We start from the raw sequence: 20,625 nt of genomic DNA, 5'->3' as shown, positions 1-20,625 counted from the left end.
CTTATCGGGGCGTCTTTTTAGGCTGCGCCCTAGGAAGTGCAGGGACTTAGCGAACGCTGTCGTTAACGAGTCAAACGATACGCCGGGCCTCGGTTACACGCCAAATCACGGTTTCTTACGATGTGTTACCACTATAATACACACGCCGTTTTAGCCTTATTTTCTGCACTTTTAAGGCGGCTCAGCGGCAAATTCTAGCGACGACGATTGAAGAACTCCGGCAGCGGTCCGGGGTCATCCCCGGAATCCACCTCTTGTGATTCGTTACCGGGCTCCCACCATGAGTCGGTTACCGGGCTCGACGACTGGCGACCGTCACCGCCCCGAGGACGGTTATCGTAACCTTGATCGTAGCGATCGTCGCCCTGCCGCTCGCGTTGCTGATGAGCAACACCACCCTCAACGTCGTCGCGACGCGTACGCGCCATTATGCGCTGCAGGATACCCCGGCGCTGCGGTTCCTCGCCAGCCGATTGCGGCACGGCGGGCGGCAACTGCCCCAGATCTTCCGTGTGGGCGGTCGCGGCAAAGGTCGCCTTCGCCCGGTATTCGCGCTGAGCCAACGGCGGGAAGTCTTCCACTTCCGGCATCCGGCGTCCGTTCCGACGCAGATCAGCCGGAGGAGCAGGCACAAACGCACCGGCCGCCGATTGAGCCGCGGACGGCGGCTGGCCCTGTGTCTGACCGGTACGGCGCGCTGCACTCTCGCGCGGCCATGAAAGCTGCGAAAACCCTTCTTCGATCACCACGTTGCCGGGCGCGCGCCAGACCTCGCCACTGGACGGCTGCCCCTGACTGTGATTCTGGCTTTGGCTTTGGCCGTGCCCGTGCGCCTGAACCTGATCTCCGGATGCCTCCCCGCCGATCGCCTCGCTCAAACGGCGCTGCATGTCCTCCTCTGAGGAGCGAGTCGGCTGCGGAAAGCTGCGTCCGGCGTCGGATCGCTGGGGCTGGGGATGCGGCGGCGGCTGTTGGTGCGTCGGCTGCTGCTGTGCAAGCGGCCGCGATGCAGAAGGCGCCATTTCAGGCGCCGCCTGGAAACCGGGGGCAGGCTGGAAGTGGTTAGCCGGGGCCTGCTGCATCGCCATTCCACCGGGCTGAGAAGGCGGAGCGCGATGCATATCTTCCCGCTGCTGCGCGCCGGTATACCCATGCGGCGGTGCCGGCGGAGCCGAAGCGCTGTGTGCGTCGTTCCGATCCTGACCGGCGGCCGGCGGCGTTACCAACCCTGAAGCAACGATCGACACGCGGACCTTGTCGCCCAGCGAATCGTCGAACGTCGCGCCGACGATGATGTTCGCCTCGGGATCGACTTCCTGGCGGACACGGCTCGCGGCCTCATCAACTTCATAAAGCGTCAGGTTACTGCCACCGGTAATCGACAGCAGCAGGCCGCGCGCGCCTCGCAGTGAGACGTCGTCGAGCAGCGGATTGGCGATGGCCTCCTCAGCGGCTATCGAGGCCCGATGCTCGCCGGACGCTTCGCCCGTCCCCATAACGGCCGAACCCATGCCGCTCATAACCGTGCGCACATCCGCAAAGTCGAGATTGATCAAACCTTCCTTGATGATCAGATCGACAATGCAGGCAACGCCGGAATACAGCACCTGATCGGCCAGTACGAAGGCTTCCGCGAAAGTGGTCTTCTCGTTGGCGATGCGGAACAGGTTCTGGTTCGGGATAACGATCAGCGTATCGACGTGCTTGCGGATTTCGGCAATGCCGGCCTCGGCAACACGCATGCGGCGCGCGCCCTCGAAATGGAACGGCTTCGTTACGATGCCGACCGCTAGGATGCCCAGTTCCTTCGCCGCGCGGGCGATAACCGCCGCTGCGCCGGTACCGGTGCCGCCGCCCATACCGGCGGCGATGAACACCATGTGCGCGCCGGCAATCTGCGCGCGAATGTCCTCGATAGCTTCTTCGGCTGCGGCTTCGCCGATCTCGGGCTTTGAGCCAGCGCCAAGCCCTTCGGTCAGACTAGCGCCGAGTTGCAGGCGGTGCTCAGCAGTGGATGTCGCCAACGCCTGCGCGTCTGTGTTGGCGACCACAAATTCCACGCCCTCAAGACCGGCGGAAATCATGTTGTTAATGGCATTACAGCCGGCGCCACCGACACCGACGACAATGATGCGCGGTTTAAGATCGGTAAGCTTTGGAAGCTGCAGCTTGATGCTCATCGCGTTCGGCCGCCCCCTGTGCCCGGTCGGACGCCTGGAAGCGCCGATCCATAAGTTGAGGCCGGGATCGGATTACGCGAAGCCAGCCTTCAGCCACTCACCGACGCGCTCGAGGTAACCTCCACCGAGCGCCTCGCGGCTCCGTCTGACCGGAACCTCTCCACTTCCCGAAGCGGCAACGGCCAGCAGCCCCGCAACGGTCGAAAACGCCGGACTCGCAGTGCCGTGCGGCATGCCAGCGATCGGTTGCGGCGTTGCAACCCGTGCCGGACGCCCCAGCGCGTTAGCGGCAAACTCGCCAAAACCGACCAGTGCGCTGGCACCGCCGGTCAGAACTACACGCTCACCGGCGAAATCCAGCACACCGGCTTTTTCCAGTCGTTCACGCACCAGCCCCAGGATGTTCGACACGCGTGGTCGAATAATTCCGGCAAGTTCGGCCTTCGTAGCTTGCCCGAGCGCCCCATCCTCATCACCCGCAAGCGGGAACGAAAACGTTTCAAACTCATCGGACTGCGCGACAACAAGTGAGCCGTATAGCGTCTTGATTCGCTCCGCCTCCGCAAGTGGTGTCTGCAAGGACTGGGCAATATCTAGCGTGATGTGGTGCCCGCCCAACGGTACCGTGGCGGCGTGGATGAAGTGCCCATCGGCAAACGATGCAACCGTTGCGGTTCCGCCACCAATATCGATGCAGGTCACACCCAGGGCGCGCTCCTCCTCAGTGGTGGCCGAAAGAGCACTGGCATAAGGCGTGGCGATGAGCGCGCGCACATTCAGATAACAGCGCTCCACCACCAGCATGAGGTTGCGTACCGGCGCTTCGTCGGCCGCCACCGTGTGCAGATCGGCGGCAAGCTTGCTGGCTGCCAGCCCGCGCGGGTCGCTGGCGCCGGCAACGCCGTCGATGCGGTAGCCGATGCGATTGAGATGGATCAGCGTGCGCCCGTCGCGCTCGGCGAAGGCATGGCCGCCAGCCATTAGCCGATCGATATCGTCGGTGCGGATCACGCCGCCCGGAACATCGACGCTGGCGGAAAAATTCGACGATTGCAGCCGGCCGCAGGAAACGGAGACCAGCACTTCCTCCAGCGTCACCCGCGCCATACGCTCAGCCTGGGCAATGGCCGCCCGCACCGTCGCCTCGGCTTCAGCCAGATCGATGATCACCCCTGACTTCAGCCCGCGCGAACGCAGATGTCCCAGGCCCAGCAGGCGCGTAACGCGCGGCTCGCCGGGCACCGGCGAAGGCTCCAGAGCGGCAATGATGCACACCACCTTGCTCGTTCCGATATCGAGCAGGCCGACAATTTCGGAGCCTTTGGGGGCTGATTTTTCGCGGTTGAGCATCACGGTCTTCCTCGACCTACTAACTCTGACTTGGGGGTTGAATAATGGATGTCGACGCGGGGGCCCGGCGCACAACGATGCGGCCACGGGCCCTCAGATCGATGACGACATTGCGTGCGTTGAGAAATCCGCCAAGCTCGTCCGGCGAGGAGAGCGCGGCAAACGCCACCGCTTCGCGATCGGCGCCGAGGTGAACGACAAGCCCATTCTTCAGATGCAGCGTCCAGCGACGGCCACCGACACGCTCGGCCAAGACAAAGCGCTCAGCAATGTTCGGATAGCGCACGATAAGCTCAAGCAGCGCTCTGGCATCCTGCGGCGCGCCTTCGCCGGCAAGACGCGGCAAGCGAACCATCGTGCCGGGCTTCAGGCCCGACAGCACGCGTCCGGTGTTATCGACCAGAAACTCACGCCCACCATTTGCCCACAGCGCTGTCGGCCGCCGTTCGGTGATACGGATGTCGAGCGAAGCCGGATAAACGCGACTGACGGCTGCGGTTGAAACCCACGGCAACGCCTCAACGCGTTCGCGCGCCGCTTCCACGTCGAAGGTTGCGAGCGAGCCGGCGTTCGGTAGATCGATAGCTTCAAATACATCCGCATCGGACGTAAAGCGCTGGCCGGTGAGTGCCACCTGCTCGATCCGCAGACCGGTCCAGCTGAGGACCTGATCCGCAGCCGGCAGGAAACTGGCGACCTCCCGCGTGCGGGTGCCGCCATCGGTCAGCAACGAGAAAGCAAGCGCACCGAAAAGCCCCATGAACAGCGCCATGCCAAGACGGCGGCCATAGGTTGTATAGCGGGGCATCGGACGGCGGCGCAGCTGCAGCGATCCGGACCTAGCTGTGCCAGATCCTGCAGCCCCGGATCTCGCGGAGCCGGACCGCGCGCTTGTCTTGGGCTTCGATGTCTTGGTGTTTGGCGCAGCCTTGGCGTCGGCGGCTGCCTTGCGTTGACGGCGGGGACGTTCAGTCTCTGTGGTAGTGCGGCCTGTAGCGGATTTGAGCGACGGTGCCTTCGGCACTCGCTGCGCAACTCCCAACTCGCCCCCTACCTGTTGCAACTCGCATCCTCGACCAAAAACCTGACGAGCTCGCCAAACGACCAGCCCGCGTATTGCGCCAGCTCAGGCACCAGCGACGTCTCCGTCATGCCCGGCTGTGTATTGACCTCAAGGCAGATCAGTTCACCCGTCCCTCCGGCGGCCGCATCGTCGAAACGAAAATCGGCACGTGCGGCGCCCCGGCATCCCAATGCGCTGCACGCCGCCAACGTGTATTTCTGGACCAATTGGTAAACATCCGGTGAAACATCTGCCGGCAAAACATGCTGAGAGCCGCCGGGCGCGTACTTCGCCTCGTAATCGTAGAATTCGAGGCCCTTCAGCGGCTTGATCTCGATGATGTTGGAAACGAAATCGCCGATCACCGCGCAGGTCAGCTCGCGGCCGGGAATGTAGCGCTCCACCATCACCAGGTCGTCCGGCTTGCCGATCTCGCCGATGCGCGCAGGCGGCCCGTTAGCGCCCACCTCGACGATAACGACGCCGACGCTCGAACCCTCATCAACCGGCTTCACCACGTAGGGCGGCTTGATCGCATGGCGCTCCATGGCTTCGCGGCGCGTCACAACTTCCGCTTCCGCGACCGGCACACCGGCAAGGCGCATCACATCCTTGGCGCGTTCCTTATGCATGGCCAATGCCGATGCCAGCACGCCCGAGTGCGTATAGGGAATGGCCAGGCACTCCAGCACGCCCTGCAGACAGCCATCCTCACCGAAGCGGCCATGAAGTGCGTTGAAGCACACATCCGGCTGCACTTCTTTCAGGCGCGCGGCGATATCGCGATCGACGTCAATCTGCGTGACGCGATAACCTTCGCCCTCAAGCGCCTTGGCGCATGCAGCGCCGGACCGCAAACTGACATCGCGCTCCGCCGACCAGCCGCCCATCAACACAGCGACATGCTCGCGCGTACGCTCCGGCGCCTTACCGATCATAGAACTTCCGCCTCCGCGAGTGCTTCACCTGTCGGGCATCCGGGCAGCGGTTCTCCGAGGCGGATGATTTCCCATTGCAGTTCAACGCCGGAACTCGCCTTCACACGCGCACGCACCGTCTCGCCCAGACGTTCAATGTCTTCGGCGGTGGCGTTGGCGTCGTTGATCAGGAAGTTACAGTGCATCTCCGAAACCTTGGCGCCGCCGACACGCAGGCCACGGCACCCGGCTTCATCCACCAGCCGCCATGAACTTTGGCCCGGCGGGTTCTTGAACGTGGAGCCGCCAGTGCGTTCCTTGATCGGCTGGTTCTTCTCACGATACTGCGCCACCTCTTCCATCTCTTGCAGGATGGCGGCGGAAGCGCCGGGGCGGCCCTGATACAGCGCTTCGGTAAGAATCCAATCCTTCGGCACCGAGCTGTGGCGATAGCTGAACCCCATGTCGGCATTCGACAGCACGTGGATGTTGCCCTGACGGTCGACCGCGCGGGCCTCAAACAGAACGTCCTTGGTTTCGCTGCCGTGCGCACCGGCGTTCATGCGCAGCGCGCCACCGATCGAACCGGGAATACCCCGATAGAAAGCCAGCCCCGCGATGCCTGCATCGGCAGCAGCACGCGCAACTTTCACATCCGGCACAGCCGTGCCGGCGCGGATGCGGTTGCCCGGCTCAGCGGTGACGTTGGCAAAGCCGCGCCCAAGGCGGATCACCACGCCTTCAACGCCGCCATCGCGCACCAGCAGGTTGGAGCCAAGTCCGATCACCGTAACCGGCAAATCGCGCGGACAGTTGGCGAGGAAGTAAGCCAGGTCGGCTTCATCGGCTGGAGTGAACAGCGCCTGCGCAGCGCCGCCAACCCGGAACCATGTGATGTCGGCCAGCCGCACATCCGCAGCAAGACGACCACGCAGATCCGGCATCATAGCCGCCAGATCAGCGCTGAGATCGGAAACCGTCAACGTCGCGCCTCCGCTAATGTCTGATGGAACAGGCAGTTTACGCGTTGACGCGCCGCGGCTCATCGACCGCAAGCCAACCGGGAAGTGCATGCGCCCATTCGGTGGAGGTGCCTGCGCCAAGGCAGATCACCGTGTCACCGGGGCGAATATGATGCCGCAACATCGGCGTCAGATCCTGGATGCTGTCGAGGTGGATCGCTGACAGATGACCCGCAGCACGGATGCCCTCGGCGATATAACGCTGATCGATGCCCGGCAGCGGCTGCTCACCGGCCGAATACATCGGCGCTACGACCACCGTGTCGGCATCGCCAAAGCACGTGCAGAATTCACCGAACAGATCATTCACGCGCGAATAGCGGTGCGGCTCGAACACCGCGATGATGCGACCGCGTGCGCCACCACGTGCGGCCGCCAGAACAGCGCTGATCTCGGCCGGATGATGCGCATAGTCGTCATAGATGGCTGCGCCGTTCCACTCGCCGGTCAGCTCGAAGCGACGCTTCACACCCGCAAAGGTTCCAAGCGCCCGGCGAATGGCGCCATCGTTGATGCCGGCTTCGCTTGCAACAGCGATGGCCGCCAGTGCGTTCAGCGCGTTGTGCTGGCCCGACACTGAAATTTTCCAGCCGCGCAGCTGACGCTCACCACCGGCAACGCGCGAGCTCAGGTCGGCATCGATGACGATGCCACCGGCTTCATGCACCAGCCCGACGAGACGCAGATCCGCCCCCGGCATGGTGCCGTATGTCAGCAGCGGGCGCCCGTCGCGGCGCAGTTCCAGCCGCTCAACCATCTCGCGCGAAACGGGATGATCGACGCACACGACCGCCAGGCCATAGAACGGAATGTTGCGCAGGAAGTTCTCGTATTCGCGGTGCATGTTCTCGACCGACTTGAAGTAGTCGAGGTGCTCCGGATCGATGTTGGTCACGACGCCAATCTGCGTCGGCAGACGCACGAACGTGCCGTCGGATTCATCAGCCTCAACGATCATCCAGTCGCCCTTGCCGAGGCGCGCATTGGTGCCCCAGTCCTGGATGATGCCGCCGGAGATAACCGTGGGATCGGTGCCCGAAGCGGCAAAGATGTGTGACGTCAGCGAGGTCGTCGTCGTCTTGCCGTGCGTGCCCGTGATCGAGACAGTCGAATAGAGCCGCATCAGCTCGGCCAGCATCTCGGCGCGGCGGATGACTGGAATGCCCTTCGCGCGGGCGGCCTCAAGCTCGGGATTACCAGCCTTCACCGCCGTCGAGATGACGACGCAGCGCGCGCCCACCAGGTTCACCGCATCGTGGCCGATGAAAACCCGCATACCCTTGGCGCGCAACCGGCGCACGTTGGGCGAATCTTTCTGGTCGCTGCCCTGGACCGCATAGCCTTTTGCGAGAAGAATCTCGGCGATGGCGCTCATGCCGATCCCGCCGATTCCGATGATGTGGAAGGTCCCGATCTCGCGGGGCATCTGCATGCGGTAATCCCTCGTTCTTATACGTCAGCCACTGGCAGCAGCATCATGGCTCGCCGATGGCGACGACTGCTCTAGCCCCCACAGCCGCAACACAACCAACCTGTCCGAATCACTTCAAACGTATCAGTTCTTCGGCCATATCGGCCAGACGCACAGCCGCATCCGGCAACCCAAGTTTTTTGGTGGCGTCTGCCGCCAAGGTCAGGAGTCCAGGATCACCCAACAGCCTTGCGATGTCATGCGCAAGCCGCTGCGACGACAAATCCTTCTGCTCGATACACCAGGCAGCCCCGGATTCGGCAAGCCTGCCGGCATTCTGGAGCTGATCGTTATCGATCGCGTGCGGCAGCGGAACCAGAATTGACGGGCGTCCGATGACTGTCAGTTCAGCAACTGTCGAGGCGCCGGAGCGGCCAATGACCAGATGCGTCGCAGCCATCCGTTCAGGAAGATCAGCAAAGAAATGTGATACCTCAGCCCTTATGCCGCTTTCGGCATAAGCGGCTTTCACCGCGTCGGCGTCCTCGGCACGCGCCTGCTGCACAACCTCCAGGCGCCGCCGCAAACTTTCCGGCAGCAGCGCCAACGCCGGAGGGACCGCCTCGGAAAAGAAGCGCGCACCCTGGCTGCCACCGAACACGAGCAGCTTCAGCGGGCCGTCAGCGTCAGGCGCCCGATAGGCGAGCTGCGCCGCGGCCATCACGGAACTGCGCACCGGGTTGCCGATCAGCCTCACCTTTGGCTGCCATTCCGGCAGCAGAAACTTGGTCTGGCCAAACGACGTCGCAATCCCCGTCGCACCCTTGGCCAGCATGCGGTTGGCGCGTCCCAGCACAGCGTTCTGCTCGTGCAGCAACGTCGGGATGCCACGCAGTTGCGCAGCCTTGATCGGCGCGAACGTCGGATAGCCGCCGAAGCCCACCACCACCTTCGGGCGCACGCGGCCCAGCAGCTGATACGCGTTGAACAGGCCTTGCGTCAGCAGCCATCCGGTGCGCGCCACCGCCATCGGCGAGCGGCTGCCCAGCGTCGCCGATGGCAGACGATAAACCGTGCGCGCGGGAAAGCCGGTGCCATAACGGTCGCCGCGCATATCCGTTGCCAGATCAACCTCGATACCGCGCCGGGCCAGTTCCTCGGCCAGTGCCTGCGCGGGGAACAGATGCCCGCCGGTCCCGCCTGCTGCCAACAGTACAGTGTGCTGCGTATTGTTCACTTCTGCGCCGATCCTGATGTCTGCAAACGTTGATCCATGGGAGCCATGTCGTTCAGCAGTGGGGGCTTTCTCAGCCGGGTCGCGTGCGGGCGATGCCGCGTCAACGCCAATAGCATGCCAAGCGTCAACGAAACCGCAATCATCGACGAGCCGCCCGATGAAATGAACGGTAGCGTGATGCCCTTCGCGGGCAGCAGGCCCACGTTCACTCCCATGTTGATGAGCGCCTGCGTGCCGAACAGGATTGCCAAACCCTGTATGGCAAGACGTATTCCGGCATCGCTCTCCTGCGCGGCGGTGACAAGGGCACGCATGACGATGAACGCGAACAGCCCCAGCAGAACCATGCAGGCGATGATGCCATATTCCTCCGCCACGACCGCGAAGATGAAGTCCGTGTGCGCGTCGGGCAGTACCGTTTTGATGACGCCCTCGCCCGGCCCGCGTCCTAAAAATCCGCCCTCGGAAAACGAGCGCATCGCGCGATCAAGCTGCGAAAAATCACCCGGCGTCGCGAACAGGAACTTGTCGATGCGATAGCGCACATGGTCGAACGTGGAATAGGCGAATGCGAAGCTCAGCACGCCGCAACCCGCAATGATGCCAGCGCCCAGCAGCGGCTGCCCGGAAAGAAAATACAGCGACGTCCAGACAGCAATGACGAGCAGCGTCTGGCCAACGTCCGGCTGCGACAGCAACAGGCCCGTGAAGCACAGCAGCAGGATGATCGCCAGCGGAACCGCAGGCATGTCTGCGCGCTTGCCGCTCTCGGCGAACAGCCACGCCGACAGCACTACAAACCCCGGCTTGGCAAATTCAGACGGCTGCAGCGAATGGCCCGCGATTGAAAGCCAGCGCCGCGCGCCCTGCATTTCAGCGCCGGTAAAGAACACCACCAGCAATCCGGCAAGCGAAGCGCCGAACAGCAACAGCGCGAGGCGGCGCACGCCGCGCGGGCTCAACAGCGACACCGCCAGCATCACCACGACGCCGATGGCGGAAAAGATCAGATGCCGCTCAACGAAATGATACGTCGGCAAATCCTTGCGCAGCGCCACGGCGGGACTGGCCGCCAACGACAGCACCAGGCCGGCCGCGACAAGCGCCAGGATAGCACCGACGAGCACGTGATCGACCGTAAACCACCAGTCGGCGACGCGGCTCCTGTCGGCGCGCGACAGCCTCATGCCCCGCTCCGGAAAGCACTGAAGCCGGGCAGAGCGGCGACCTGCGCGCGGAAGGCATCGCCGCGCACTTCGAAATTGCGGAATTGATCGAACGAGGCACACGCGGGCGACAGCAGAACCACCGGCTCAGCGGATGCACCGTTGAGCGAAGCTGCGGCGTCGCGCGCGGCAGCTTTCGTTGCAGCTTCCAGCGTTCCGCAACGCTCGAACTTCACCTTGCCTTCTTCCAGCGTCGCCGCGAAATCCTCGGTCGCTTCGCCGATCAGATACGCCTTGGCGACACGGTCGAAATACGGAACGAGCTCGGCAATGCCGCCGGCTTTGGGCTTGCCGCCAAGAATCCAGAAGATGTTGCCCTTGAACGAAAGCAGCGCCTTCTCGGTGGAATCCGCGTTGGTCGCCTTCGAGTCGTTGACGAACAGCGTCTGCCCCACCCGGCCGAGTTGCTCCATCCGGTGCGCCAGTCCGGGGAACGTTTTCAGTCCAGCATCGATTTCGTTTGGCTTCAGCGGTTGCGGCAGCGACAGTAGTGCCGCCGCGGCAGCGCAGGCGTTTTCGGCATTGTGCGCGCCACGCAGCGAACCGATGCCCGCCAGTCCGGCAATGGTGGATTCCCAGCCGTCGCGGCGCAGCACGATATCGCCATCCTCGACGCCGACATCGCACACCGCCTCGGGTCGCGATGAGATGCGCAGCACACCTTCTGCACCCTTGGTGTCGATCAGCTTGTCGGCGATGGCGCGACAATAATTGTCGTCGACGCCAATAACGGCGTGCTTTGCTTGCAGCACAAGCTGCGCCTTCACCGCCGCATAGTTTTCGATCGTGCCGTGGCGATCCAGATGATCCGGCGTCACGTTCAGCAGTACGCCGACGCTGGCATCGATGCCGGGCGCGAGATCGATCTGATAGGACGAGCACTCGATCACGTAATGGCGGCCGGGCGCGAACGGCTCCAACGCCAGCATGGCGGTGCCGATGTTGCCACCGACCTCAACATCCCGGCCCGCTTCGCGCAGCAGATGGCCAACAAGCGCCGTCGTGGTCGATTTGCCGTTGGTGCCGGTGATGGCAATCAGCGGCACATCGAAATCCTGCAAGCGCCGCTCGCGCACGAACAGCTCCAGGTCGCCGATAACCTCAACGCCGGCAAGCCGCGCCGCCCGCACGGTCCAGTGCGGTTCTGGATGGGTAAGCGGCACACCGGGGGCGAGGATCAGCGCCGCATAAACGGCCCAGTTGGCTTCCTTCAGATCGGCGGTTGCCAACCCGGCATCCGCTGCGGCCTGAAGCCCCGAGGCATTGTCGTCACAGCAGACAACATCGGCGCCGCCCGCGACGAGCGCCTTGGCGGTAGCAATGCCCGAAGCCCCAAGGCCGAACACTGCCACCCGCTTGCCTGCAAAGCTGGTGATGCGAATCATGCGTGAAATCTAACGCGACTGAGGCCCGGAGGCGTTGATGTTAGCGAAGCTTGAGGGTTGCGAGGCCGACCAGCGCCAGGATCACCGAGATGATCCAGAAGCGCACCACGACCGTCGATTCCTGCCAGCCTTGCTGCTCATAATGGTGATGTAGCGGCGCCATTCGGAACACGCGTTTGCCCGTCATCTTGAACGACGCCACCTGAATGATGACCGACAGCGTCTCCAGCACGAACAGGCCGCCAACGATACCGAGCACGATCTCGTGCTTCGTCGCCACCGCGATGGCCCCCAGCGCGCCGCCCAATGCCAGCGAACCGGTGTCGCCCATGAAGATCATGGCTGGCGGCGCGTTGAACCACAGGAAGCCGAGGCCCGCGCCGATCAGCGCGCCGCAGATGACAGCCAGCTCACCCGTTCCCGCCACATAGTGGATCTGCAGATACTGGGCGAACTTCGCGTTGCCGATCAAATACGCAATGAGGCCGAAGGTAGCCGCCGCGATCATCACCGGCACGATAGCAAGACCATCGAGACCATCGGTCAGGTTCACCGCATTGCCCGCGCCGGCGATGACGAACACGCCGACCACAAGGAAAAACAGCCCCAGATCCAGCACCATGTTCTTGAAGAACGGCAGCGTCAGCACCTGGCTGATTTCCGGCGGACCCAGATACATCACCGCGCCGGTGGCGATAGCCGCGATCAGCAGCTCCAGCCCCAGCCGCATGCGGCTCGAAAAGCCCGACGACGTGCGGCGCGTAACCTTCAGATAATCGTCATAAAAACCAATGGCGCCGTAACCTAGCATGACGCCCAGCACGATCCAGATGTAGGGGTTTCTGAGGTTGGCCCACAACAGCACCGAAACGGTGATGCCCGCCAAAATCATCAGGCCGCCCATGGTCGGCGTGCCCACCTTCGACAGATGCGACTTTGGCCCGTCGTCACGGATCGGCTGCCCCTTGCCCTGCTTAACCCGCAACAGATCGATGATGCCGGGTCCGAACAGCATGACGAACAGCAATGCGGTGAAGATAGCGCCGCCGGTGCGGAACGTGATGTAGCGAAAGACGTTCAGCACGCTGATCTGGTCGCTGAAGGCTACAAGTTCATACAGCATTCAAGTCTCCGCCCAACACTTCCAACGGCATCGGCCGCTCTCCCTCTCGTGCCATAACCGGAGCCCCGTCAAGCGCTCCGGTAAATTCATCAGGCGCGTGCTTCCTGCCCCTTGGCAACCAGCGCGTCGACCAGCGGTGCCATGCGCGAGCCCAGCGAACCCTTCACCACCACCACATCGCCGCCGCGTACGTTGCCCAGCACCGCGTCCCTTATGCCGTCGGACGCCGGTGCCCAGGCGCCGCGCCGCGATGCCGGCAGCGCCTCATACAGCCGCTGCATATTCGGCCCGCAGGCGAACACCAGATCCACCTCGGCGGCCTCCACCGTCGCGCTCAGTCCGGCGTGGAGGTCGCCGGATGCTTCCCCCAGTTCGAGCATATCGCCAAGCACCGCAATCCGGCGCTGATACTGCGCACGGGGCACCGTTGCCATCGCCTCCAGCGCCGACCGCATGGAAGCGGGATTGGCGTTGTAACTTTCATCTATGAGCAAAAGCGGGCCGTCCACCAGATCGATCCGGCTGCGCTCACCCCGCCCCTTGGCGGCGCGCACCTCAGCCAGCGCCGATATGGCAGCCTCGACATCAACACCTAGCGCATCCAGCGCGGCAACCACCGCCAGCGAATTCTGCGCCTGATGTGCTCCGGGTGCACCGATGCGATACGAAATCAGCCGATCACCGAAGCGGACGGTGAGATCGCTGCCCTCAGCATCGAGCACCCACTGTTCCGGTCGCACGTCGGCGTTTTCATGACGGCCAAACGAAACCACCCGCGCGCCATGCACCGCCGCGCGGGCCGCCAACAACTCAAAATGAGGATTATCGCGCGGCAGCACCGCCACACCACCGGGCTCCAGCCCCGAGAAAATTTCCGCCTTCGCCTCGGCGATGCGGTCCGTGGTGCCGAAAAACTCCAGATGCACCGGCTCCACGGTGGTGACGATGGCAACATGAGGTCGCACGAGCGCCGTCAGCGGCGTGATCTCGCCCGCGTGGTTCATGCCGATTTCAAACACGCCGTAGCGCACATCGGCGGGCATGCGCGCCAGTGTCAGCGGCACACCCCAATGATTGTTGAACGATTTTTCGGCCGCATGCGTCGGCGCCATCAGCGACAGGCAGCAGCGCAGCGCCTCCTTGGTGCCGGTTTTGCCGACGCTGCCGGTGACAGCGACGATGCGCGCATCGGTGCGGCGTCGGGCGGCGGCCGCGATGCTGCGCAACCCCTGCAAAACATCATCGACCCGGATCAGCGCGCCGTCGCCATCGGCCTTACGATAGGCCATCTCGACCAGCGCCGCCGACGCACCTCTGCGAAACGCTTCCAGCACGAAATCATGGCCATCACGCACATCGCGCAGAGCAACGAAAACCTCGCCAGGTTGTAGCGAGCGCGTATCGATCGAAAATCCGGTGATGGGCTGGCTCGGCACACCCTCAGCCATGCCAATCGCGGCCGGCACAAGGCTGTCCCAGGTCCACAGGGCTCGGGTCATCGTCTAGTCGCGCTCCAGCGCTTTGCGGATTTCGTCGTGGTCGGAAAACGGCAGCACCGTATCGCCAACAATCTGGCCTGTCTCGTGGCCTTTGCCAGCAACGACCACAACATCCCCAGCGCCAAGCATGGCAACGGCGGCCGCGATGGCCGCCGCGCGGTCACCGATCTCCTGTGCGCCCGGTGCCGCAGCCAGAATTTCAGCCCGGATCGCCTGCGGATCTTCCGTGCGAGGGTTATCGTCGGTCACGATGACCACGTCGGACTTTTCCACCGCGATGGCGCCCATGATCGGCCGCTTGCCGCGATCACGATCGCCGCCGCAGCCCATGACGCAGATGAGCCGGCCGGTCGCGAACGGACGCAGCGCATCCAGCACCGCCGCCAGCGCTTCAGGCTTGTGTGCATAGTCGACGGCAGCCAAACCGCCGTTCTTTTCGCCGATAATCTCCAGCCGCCCTTTGACGCCCTTCAGACTTTGCAGCGCGGGCAGCACGCGGCCGGCAACCTCACCGGTAGCAATCGCCAACCCCGCTGCGACCAGCGCATTCGCCGCCTGATATTCGCCCAGCAGCGGCAGACGAACGTCGAACACGCGGCCCTCATGCGCCACCGACATGCGTTGCGCAAAACCTTCACGCACCAGACGTTCCAGCTTCAAACCGGTGCCCGCACGACCGACCGTGAACACGCGCCGCCCCGCCGCCTCGGCCACCTCGACCGCGCGCGCGCCGCCCTCAGCATCGACATTGATAACCGCGACGCCATCATCGGGCAGCAGATCGCTGAACAGGCGCAGCTTGGCCGCCAGATATTCCTCAACGGTCGGATGATAATCCAGATGGTCGCGGCCAAGGTTCGTGAACCCCGCCGCCTTCAAAATCGCGCCATCAAGCCGATGCTGATCGAGCCCATGCGACGAGGCCTCGAACGCCAGATGCGTAACGCCGTCGGCCGCCAGTTGCGCCAGCGTTCGATGTAGCGAGACCGGATCGGGCGTCGTCAGCGATCCATAAACCGCCTCATCGCCCTTGATGACACCGATAGTGCCGAGCGATGCACTGGAATGGCCGAGCGCGGCATAAATCTGGCGGGTGAAATCGGCGACCGATGTCTTGCCGCTGGTGCCCGTCACCGCAACCGTTGTGGCCGGTTGCTGCAATCCGTAAAGCCGCGCCGCCATCAGCGCCAGCAATCGACGCGGTTCTATTGCCCGCACCACTGGCACCTCGCCCGCACCTGACACCTCAGTGTCGGGTGACACAACAACGGCCGCCGCGCCGCTCGCAACCGCGTTGGCGATGAAGCGCGCACCATCGGCCTTGGCACCGGGCACGGCTACGAACACGAAGCCCGGCTGCACCTGACGGCTGTCGGATGTGATGCCGCTGACTTGCACGTTTCCGGAGCCTGCCGGAGCGCTGGCGTCAGCCCCTATGAGAGAGGAGAGAAGCATGGTTCTCCAGGTGCTGTGGAACGCAACGCCTCGAATAAACGCCCCGCACCAGGACGTCACCGAGTTTCATATTTTGCCACCGTAGCAGCGTCAAACGCCAGCCGCGACCGTAGCGCCAGAGACCCGTTGCCTTGGCCAGATGGGCCCGGAACACGGTCCGCCGAGGCCGACTGCTTGGGCAGTATCCCCAGCAGCGGCCCGATACGCGACACAACCCGAGCCATGGTGGGCGCGGCATTGCGCGAGGCAAGAATTTCACCCCCCGTCTCCGCCGTTCCCTTGGGCTCAAACAGCAGCACGAAAACCACATACTGCGGCGCTTCCATCGGGAATGCACCGATGAACGAGGAAATCACGGCCTTTTCGCGATAGCCGCCCGGCCCCGGCAATTCAGCCGTTCCGGTTTTGCCGCCGACATCATAGCCGGGCACGTTGGCGCGTTTTCCGGTGCCCACTGGGCCGCTGACGTTGCCGCGCATCAGGATGCGCATCGCGGCGCTGGTGGCGGGCGAGATCAACTGCTGCTGCGGGGCCGCCTGCGCATCATCGGCGCCGGGGTTCCGCTTCACCAGCGTCGGCACCACCTTGCGGCCGCCATTGATGAGCGTGGCCACCGCGCCTGCAAACTGCAACGGCGCCATCGCAATGCCGTGGCCATAGGAAACCGTTACGGTTTCAACTTCGCCCCAGCGCTTGGGCACCTGCGGCGGTGGCACCGGCCCCGCCTCCGTCTTCATTCCTTCCAGCAGCGACATATGCTGCAGAAATTCCTGCTGCCGCTTCGGCCCGGCCTGCAACGCCAGTTTTGCCGAACCGACGTTGGAGGAGCGCAGGAAAATTTCCGCAACGCTCAGCGGTCGGCCGGTCGAGTGCACGTCCTTGATCGTGAAGCGCCCGGTCTTCATTTCGCGCCCGACATCGATCACGGTATCCGGCGTCACCAGTTGCTGGTCGAGCGCCATCGCCACCGTCAGAGTCTTGAAGACCGATCCAAGCTCGAAGGTGCCGGAGGAAATCTTGTCGGCGAAGGCGGTGTCGAGGCTCGTGCCCGGTCGCGCCGGATCAACCGTCGGCAGCGATGCCGAAGCGAGCAGTTCACCGGTGTTGACATCCATCACCAGCGCGGCCGCACCCTTGGCCTTGTAGCGCTCTATCGCGTCGGCAAGCTCCGCCTCGACCGCGTGCTGCACACCGACATCGATTGAGAGCCGCACGGGCGGACGATCGGCAATCGTTGCCGTATGCACAGCATCGACGCCAACAACTTCATCGACGTAGCGCTCGATCCCGGCAACGCCCTTGTTGTCAATGTTTACATAGCCAATCGTATGCCCCGCGATGTTGCCGGCAGGATAGGCGCGGCGCAGCTCACGGCGGAAATCCAGCCCAGGCAGCCCGAGGTTATGCACCTGCTGGGCAACGCGCGGCGACAGTCCGCGCCGCAGCCACACAAAGCGGCGATTGCGGTCGGAGAGATCCCGGCGCAGCGCCGTGCGATCGATGTCGGTGAACACCGCGCCCAGCTTCTCGATCACCTCATCGCGATCGATGACGCGCTGCGGATCGGCAAACAGCGAATAGGCCTCAACGTCGGTGGCGAGCAGCCGCCCGTTGCGATCCACAATGTCAGGGCGCGCGAAACTCTGCGCCACAGTCTCGTTGATCGACACTGACATGCCGCCCTGGCCGCGAATGGCCAGCCGCACGAGTTGCGCGCCGACCGCAACGAAGGCCAGCCCCATCGCAAGGGTAGCAATCAGCGTCCGCAACGGACCGCTCGCGCGCCTTCCCGTCATTGCCGTGTCGAAAGCAATTGCAGCAGCGGCTTCATCGTTGGCATTCGGCGTTTGCAAATTCAGCGCCCCCGATTCTGCGGAACAGAGCCGGTGTCGGAACCGGATGCACGGTCGAGCGCTGCCGCCACCGATGGCGCGAGCTGTCGCTCCGAAGCCGGCCCCAGCCCAAGCGCGCGTGCCAGCGGCTCAATGCGCGCCGGGCGGCCAAGGTGCGCGCGCTCCGCCTTCAGCACGGCGATATCACTGCGTGCGCGCTCAATTGCGCGCTCCTGCTTCGCCACCTGCTCTTCCAGAAGCCGGGTGTCGTAGTTGCTTGAATAGAGGACGAAAGCGCTGGCAATGGTTGCCAATAATGCACCCAGGATGATGATCCGCATCGCACCCCCTTAAGACCATGATCGCTGCAGACCATCAGTCCGGAGCGTGGATCATCGGCCTCAGCAAATGGCTAGAGCGCATCGCAATTCTGAAGAGAAGCGATCACGCTCCAGGCCTTCGCAGTCCAGCTAGTCATCCGTTGAAGGCACCGCGAGCCGTTTCTCATCCAAAGGCCAGGCCGGCTGATCGGTCCGGGTTGCTGCCCTCAGGCGTGCCGATCTGGCGCGCGGGTTTACCTCAAGTTCTGCTTTCGAAGCAGTTAATGGACGCCGGTTAACAATCTCAAAACTGGGTAGCTGCAATTTTATCTTTCTCTCCGGCAGGTGGCGCGAAACCCCTTCTTCCTTGCCGGCGCGCTCCTGCATGAAGCGCTTCACGATGCGGTCTTCCAGCGAGTGGAACGTAACCACCACCAGCCTGCCGCCGGGCTTCAGGCAGCGCTCGGCTGCGGCCATCGCACGCGCCAGCTCGCCCAGTTCGTCGTTCACATAAATCCGCAGCGCCTGAAAGGTTTTGGTGGCCGGGTGCTGATCATCACCGCGACGACCGCCCACCGCTTTGGAAACCGTCTCCGCCAGCACACGGGTGGTCTCAATCGGCGCCTCCGCCCGCACACGAACAATCGCCCGGGCTATCGCGCGCGAACGGCGCTCCTCGCCCAAACGGAAAATGATGTTCGCAAGATCTTCTTCCTCGGCGTCATTGACGACATCCGCTGCCGACAACCCCGATGACGCCATGCGCATATCGAGCGGACCGTCGGACTGGAACGAGAACCCACGCTCCGCCTGATCGAGTTGCATCGACGAAACGCCGATATCGAGCACGACGCCATCCACCGGCGCCATGCCCTGCTCGCGCGCAACATCTTCAAGCTCTGAAAAGCGCGATTCAACCAGCGTCAGTCGATCGCCGAACTCGCGCACCAGCGGCTGCCCACCGAGAATGGCAGACGGATCTCGATCCAGCGCCAGCACGTTGCAATTGGCCGCCTCCAGAATGGCGCGCGTGTAACCGCCGGCGCCAAACGTGCCGTCGACATAAACACCCCCATCCTGCGGCTGAAGGCCCTCAAGCACTTCAGCGAGCAGCACGGGGATGTGGCGCGCGCGATCGGGATTAGTTGATCGGTCTCCCGGTCCGCGTCCTGCCGTCATCCCCGTGCTCCTTCGCTACCGTCATCCTCGCCTGAGGATGAGCGGCTCCCCGCGCCAAAGAGCTTGCGTGTCTGATGAACCTTCTGGCGGGCACGTTCGCGGCGCTCTGCGAACTGCTCCGGGTTCCACATTTGAAACTTGTCGCCCAGCCCGACAAAAGTGACCTGGGAAGTGAGACCGGCGTGAGCGCGCAACGCTTCAGGAAGGTTGATGCGGCCATCGCCATCGATCGAGAGAATCTGGACGTCGCCGTAGAGCGCGACAGAGAGCTCGTCCCGCTCATCCGAATAGTCCGGCAGGCCTGCGAGAAGCCCGTCGATTTTTTGCGCAAGTCTCTCGCCGCCTGCATCAAGGGCAGGAGCTTCGAGCGCGGGGTAGCAATAGATGCCGGCTGCGCCTCCGGAAGCATAGGCGTCGCGCTCAAGCACAGCGCGGAATGAGGCTGGCACGGAAACCCTGCCTTTGGCGTCAATCTTGTTGGTGAACGTCGAGACAAAGCGGTCCATCCCCTGTTTTCGGCCTCGCATAACTCTCGAACACAAAACTCAACGCCGAAGGACGGACTTCCTCTTCGCCTTGCTCAACCCGCCTGGCGCACCGTTGCCTTCCGCTCGCCTGCGCGAACCGGAGGGCCGTGGCGGTCGCTCGCTGTCTGCGAGCCCTCATTCGAAGACCGGCGCCCTGCCACGAAACCCTGCCCGGTGCGGTTCGGGCATCAATGGGATCGCATGGGATCTTATGGGCGTCAATGGATCGACGGGGAATTTGCTCCGTCACAAGCGGGTATCCACAGCAAGTGTGGAGGCAGCGCCTCAACTCGGGCGCAATTGTTACGTTGGCGCCACACATCCATCCTGCGCACACCAATGCGCATGCCCGTTGCGACGCTCATGCGCGCCATCGCGCCACGAATGCGGGTTTCAACTTCGGTCAAACCGCTCTATGGCCGATGCTGTTGTGAAAACGGCGAAGAAGCGAAAGCGAGCGAGTGAAGACAATGCAGATGCCTGACGTGCGATCGATGTGCGCCATCGGCCTTTCCGGACAGATCGGCCTCAACGGACATTTGCCGTGGGAAGGCAATCCAGATCCCGAGTTCCGCGAAGACGTCGCCAACTTCTTCCGCAACACGCGCGGGCACGTGCTGATGGCGGGGCCAACGACATGCCGCGCAGTCCCAGCATACGAACGTCAGTTCATGACGATCTTCGAGCTGCGCTCACACATGGATCCGCTGGAGACGCTGGCGCAGTTCGCCGGTCGCGTCGTGTACATCGGCGGCGGCCCGCCGGTATGGGATGTCTACGCGAAATACATTCGCCACTGGGACATCACCCGCCTGCCGTACGACGGGCCAGCGGATCGATGGTTCAACCCGGCCTGGCTCGTCGATAACGGGCAGAAGTAAGCAACGGGAACAGAGCCG

General features: G+C 63.5%; 17 protein-coding genes. 1 reads left to right on the top strand and 16 read right to left on the bottom strand.

The features are described 5' to 3' along the window. Window positions 1-194: 194 nt before the first annotated feature. From ftsZ to C6Y62_RS06205, 16 genes are all read right to left on the bottom strand, one after another. On the bottom strand, window positions 195-2,180 hold the full coding sequence (gene ftsZ, locus C6Y62_RS06280) for a cell division protein FtsZ (protein ID WP_246274421.1): 1,986 nt from the start codon (window positions 2,178-2,180) through the stop codon (window positions 195-197). Between the two features lie 72 nt (window positions 2,181-2,252). Then, window positions 2,253-3,530: a cell division protein FtsA gene (gene ftsA / locus C6Y62_RS06275; RefSeq protein ID WP_173953229.1), complete on the bottom strand. Its 1,278-nt coding sequence runs from the start codon at window positions 3,528-3,530 to the stop codon at window positions 2,253-2,255. Between the two features lie 19 nt (window positions 3,531-3,549). Beyond that, window positions 3,550-4,338 (bottom strand): cell division protein FtsQ/DivIB, encoded by a 789-nt coding sequence (locus C6Y62_RS06270; protein ID WP_173953228.1) that lies wholly within the window; start codon window positions 4,336-4,338, stop codon window positions 3,550-3,552. 242 nt (window positions 4,339-4,580) lie between these two features. Beyond that, complete coding sequence (locus tag C6Y62_RS06265) at window positions 4,581-5,531, bottom strand: D-alanine--D-alanine ligase (RefSeq protein ID WP_173953227.1); 951 nt, start codon at window positions 5,529-5,531, stop codon at window positions 4,581-4,583. Further along, window positions 5,528-6,493: a UDP-N-acetylmuramate dehydrogenase gene (murB, locus tag C6Y62_RS06260; RefSeq protein ID WP_246274419.1), complete on the bottom strand. Its 966-nt coding sequence runs from the start codon at window positions 6,491-6,493 to the stop codon at window positions 5,528-5,530. The genes C6Y62_RS06265 and murB overlap by 4 nt, the downstream gene beginning before the upstream one ends. Before the next feature lie 37 nt (window positions 6,494-6,530). After that, on the bottom strand, window positions 6,531-7,964 hold the full coding sequence (gene murC, locus C6Y62_RS06255) for a UDP-N-acetylmuramate--L-alanine ligase (RefSeq protein WP_173953225.1): 1,434 nt from the start codon (window positions 7,962-7,964) through the stop codon (window positions 6,531-6,533). Between the two features lie 109 nt (window positions 7,965-8,073). Continuing rightward, the gene (murG, locus tag C6Y62_RS06250; RefSeq protein ID WP_173953224.1) at window positions 8,074-9,180 is read right to left on the bottom strand and encodes an undecaprenyldiphospho-muramoylpentapeptide beta-N-acetylglucosaminyltransferase; all 1,107 of its coding nucleotides are present in this window, start codon (window positions 9,178-9,180) and stop codon (window positions 8,074-8,076) included. Further along, entirely contained in the window at window positions 9,177-10,367 is a 1,191-nt protein-coding gene (locus C6Y62_RS06245) for an FtsW/RodA/SpoVE family cell cycle protein (protein ID WP_068464757.1), read from the bottom strand. Before C6Y62_RS06245 ends, murG begins: the two co-directional genes overlap by 4 nt. Next, the gene (gene murD, locus C6Y62_RS06240; RefSeq protein WP_173953223.1) at window positions 10,364-11,791 is read right to left on the bottom strand and encodes a UDP-N-acetylmuramoyl-L-alanine--D-glutamate ligase; all 1,428 of its coding nucleotides are present in this window, start codon (window positions 11,789-11,791) and stop codon (window positions 10,364-10,366) included. Before murD ends, C6Y62_RS06245 begins: the two co-directional genes overlap by 4 nt. A gap of 40 nt (window positions 11,792-11,831) precedes the next feature. Next, on the bottom strand, window positions 11,832-12,914 hold the full coding sequence (mraY, locus tag C6Y62_RS06235) for a phospho-N-acetylmuramoyl-pentapeptide-transferase (protein ID WP_068464761.1): 1,083 nt from the start codon (window positions 12,912-12,914) through the stop codon (window positions 11,832-11,834). Window positions 12,915-13,003: 89 nt separating this feature from the next. Next, on the bottom strand, window positions 13,004-14,413 hold the full coding sequence (locus C6Y62_RS06230) for a UDP-N-acetylmuramoylalanyl-D-glutamyl-2,6-diaminopimelate--D-alanyl-D-alanine ligase (protein ID WP_173953222.1): 1,410 nt from the start codon (window positions 14,411-14,413) through the stop codon (window positions 13,004-13,006). A gap of 3 nt (window positions 14,414-14,416) precedes the next feature. Then, complete coding sequence (locus tag C6Y62_RS06225) at window positions 14,417-15,868, bottom strand: UDP-N-acetylmuramoyl-L-alanyl-D-glutamate--2,6-diaminopimelate ligase (protein WP_173953221.1); 1,452 nt, start codon at window positions 15,866-15,868, stop codon at window positions 14,417-14,419. Between the two features lie 56 nt (window positions 15,869-15,924). After that, complete coding sequence (locus tag C6Y62_RS06220) at window positions 15,925-17,721, bottom strand: peptidoglycan D,D-transpeptidase FtsI family protein (RefSeq protein ID WP_246274417.1); 1,797 nt, start codon at window positions 17,719-17,721, stop codon at window positions 15,925-15,927. Between the two features lie 2 nt (window positions 17,722-17,723). Further along, window positions 17,724-18,041: a cell division protein FtsL gene (ftsL, locus tag C6Y62_RS06215; protein ID WP_157066873.1), complete on the bottom strand. Its 318-nt coding sequence runs from the start codon at window positions 18,039-18,041 to the stop codon at window positions 17,724-17,726. Between the two features lie 129 nt (window positions 18,042-18,170). Further along, entirely contained in the window at window positions 18,171-19,199 is a 1,029-nt protein-coding gene (rsmH, locus tag C6Y62_RS06210) for a 16S rRNA (cytosine(1402)-N(4))-methyltransferase RsmH (RefSeq protein ID WP_173953220.1), read from the bottom strand. Beyond that, window positions 19,196-19,705, bottom strand: a complete 510-nt coding sequence (locus C6Y62_RS06205; protein ID WP_068464773.1) for a division/cell wall cluster transcriptional repressor MraZ — start codon at window positions 19,703-19,705, stop codon at window positions 19,196-19,198. Before C6Y62_RS06205 ends, rsmH begins: the two co-directional genes overlap by 4 nt. A gap of 497 nt (window positions 19,706-20,202) precedes the next feature. On the opposite strand from C6Y62_RS06205, the gene C6Y62_RS06200 reads away from it, so the two are divergent. Then, window positions 20,203-20,607 carry a RidA family protein gene (locus C6Y62_RS06200; protein ID WP_173953495.1) on the top strand — a complete coding sequence of 135 codons (405 nt, stop codon included), beginning with the start codon at window positions 20,203-20,205 and terminating at the stop codon, window positions 20,605-20,607. Window positions 20,608-20,625 lie beyond the last annotated feature (18 nt).

This window comes from Hyphomicrobium sulfonivorans (assembly GCF_013306565.1).
GTDB lineage: Bacteria > Pseudomonadota > Alphaproteobacteria > Rhizobiales > Hyphomicrobiaceae > Hyphomicrobium_A > Hyphomicrobium_A sulfonivorans.
The sequence above is the reverse complement of the archived record's forward strand: the minus strand, read 5'-3'. Positions and strand labels throughout refer to the sequence as shown.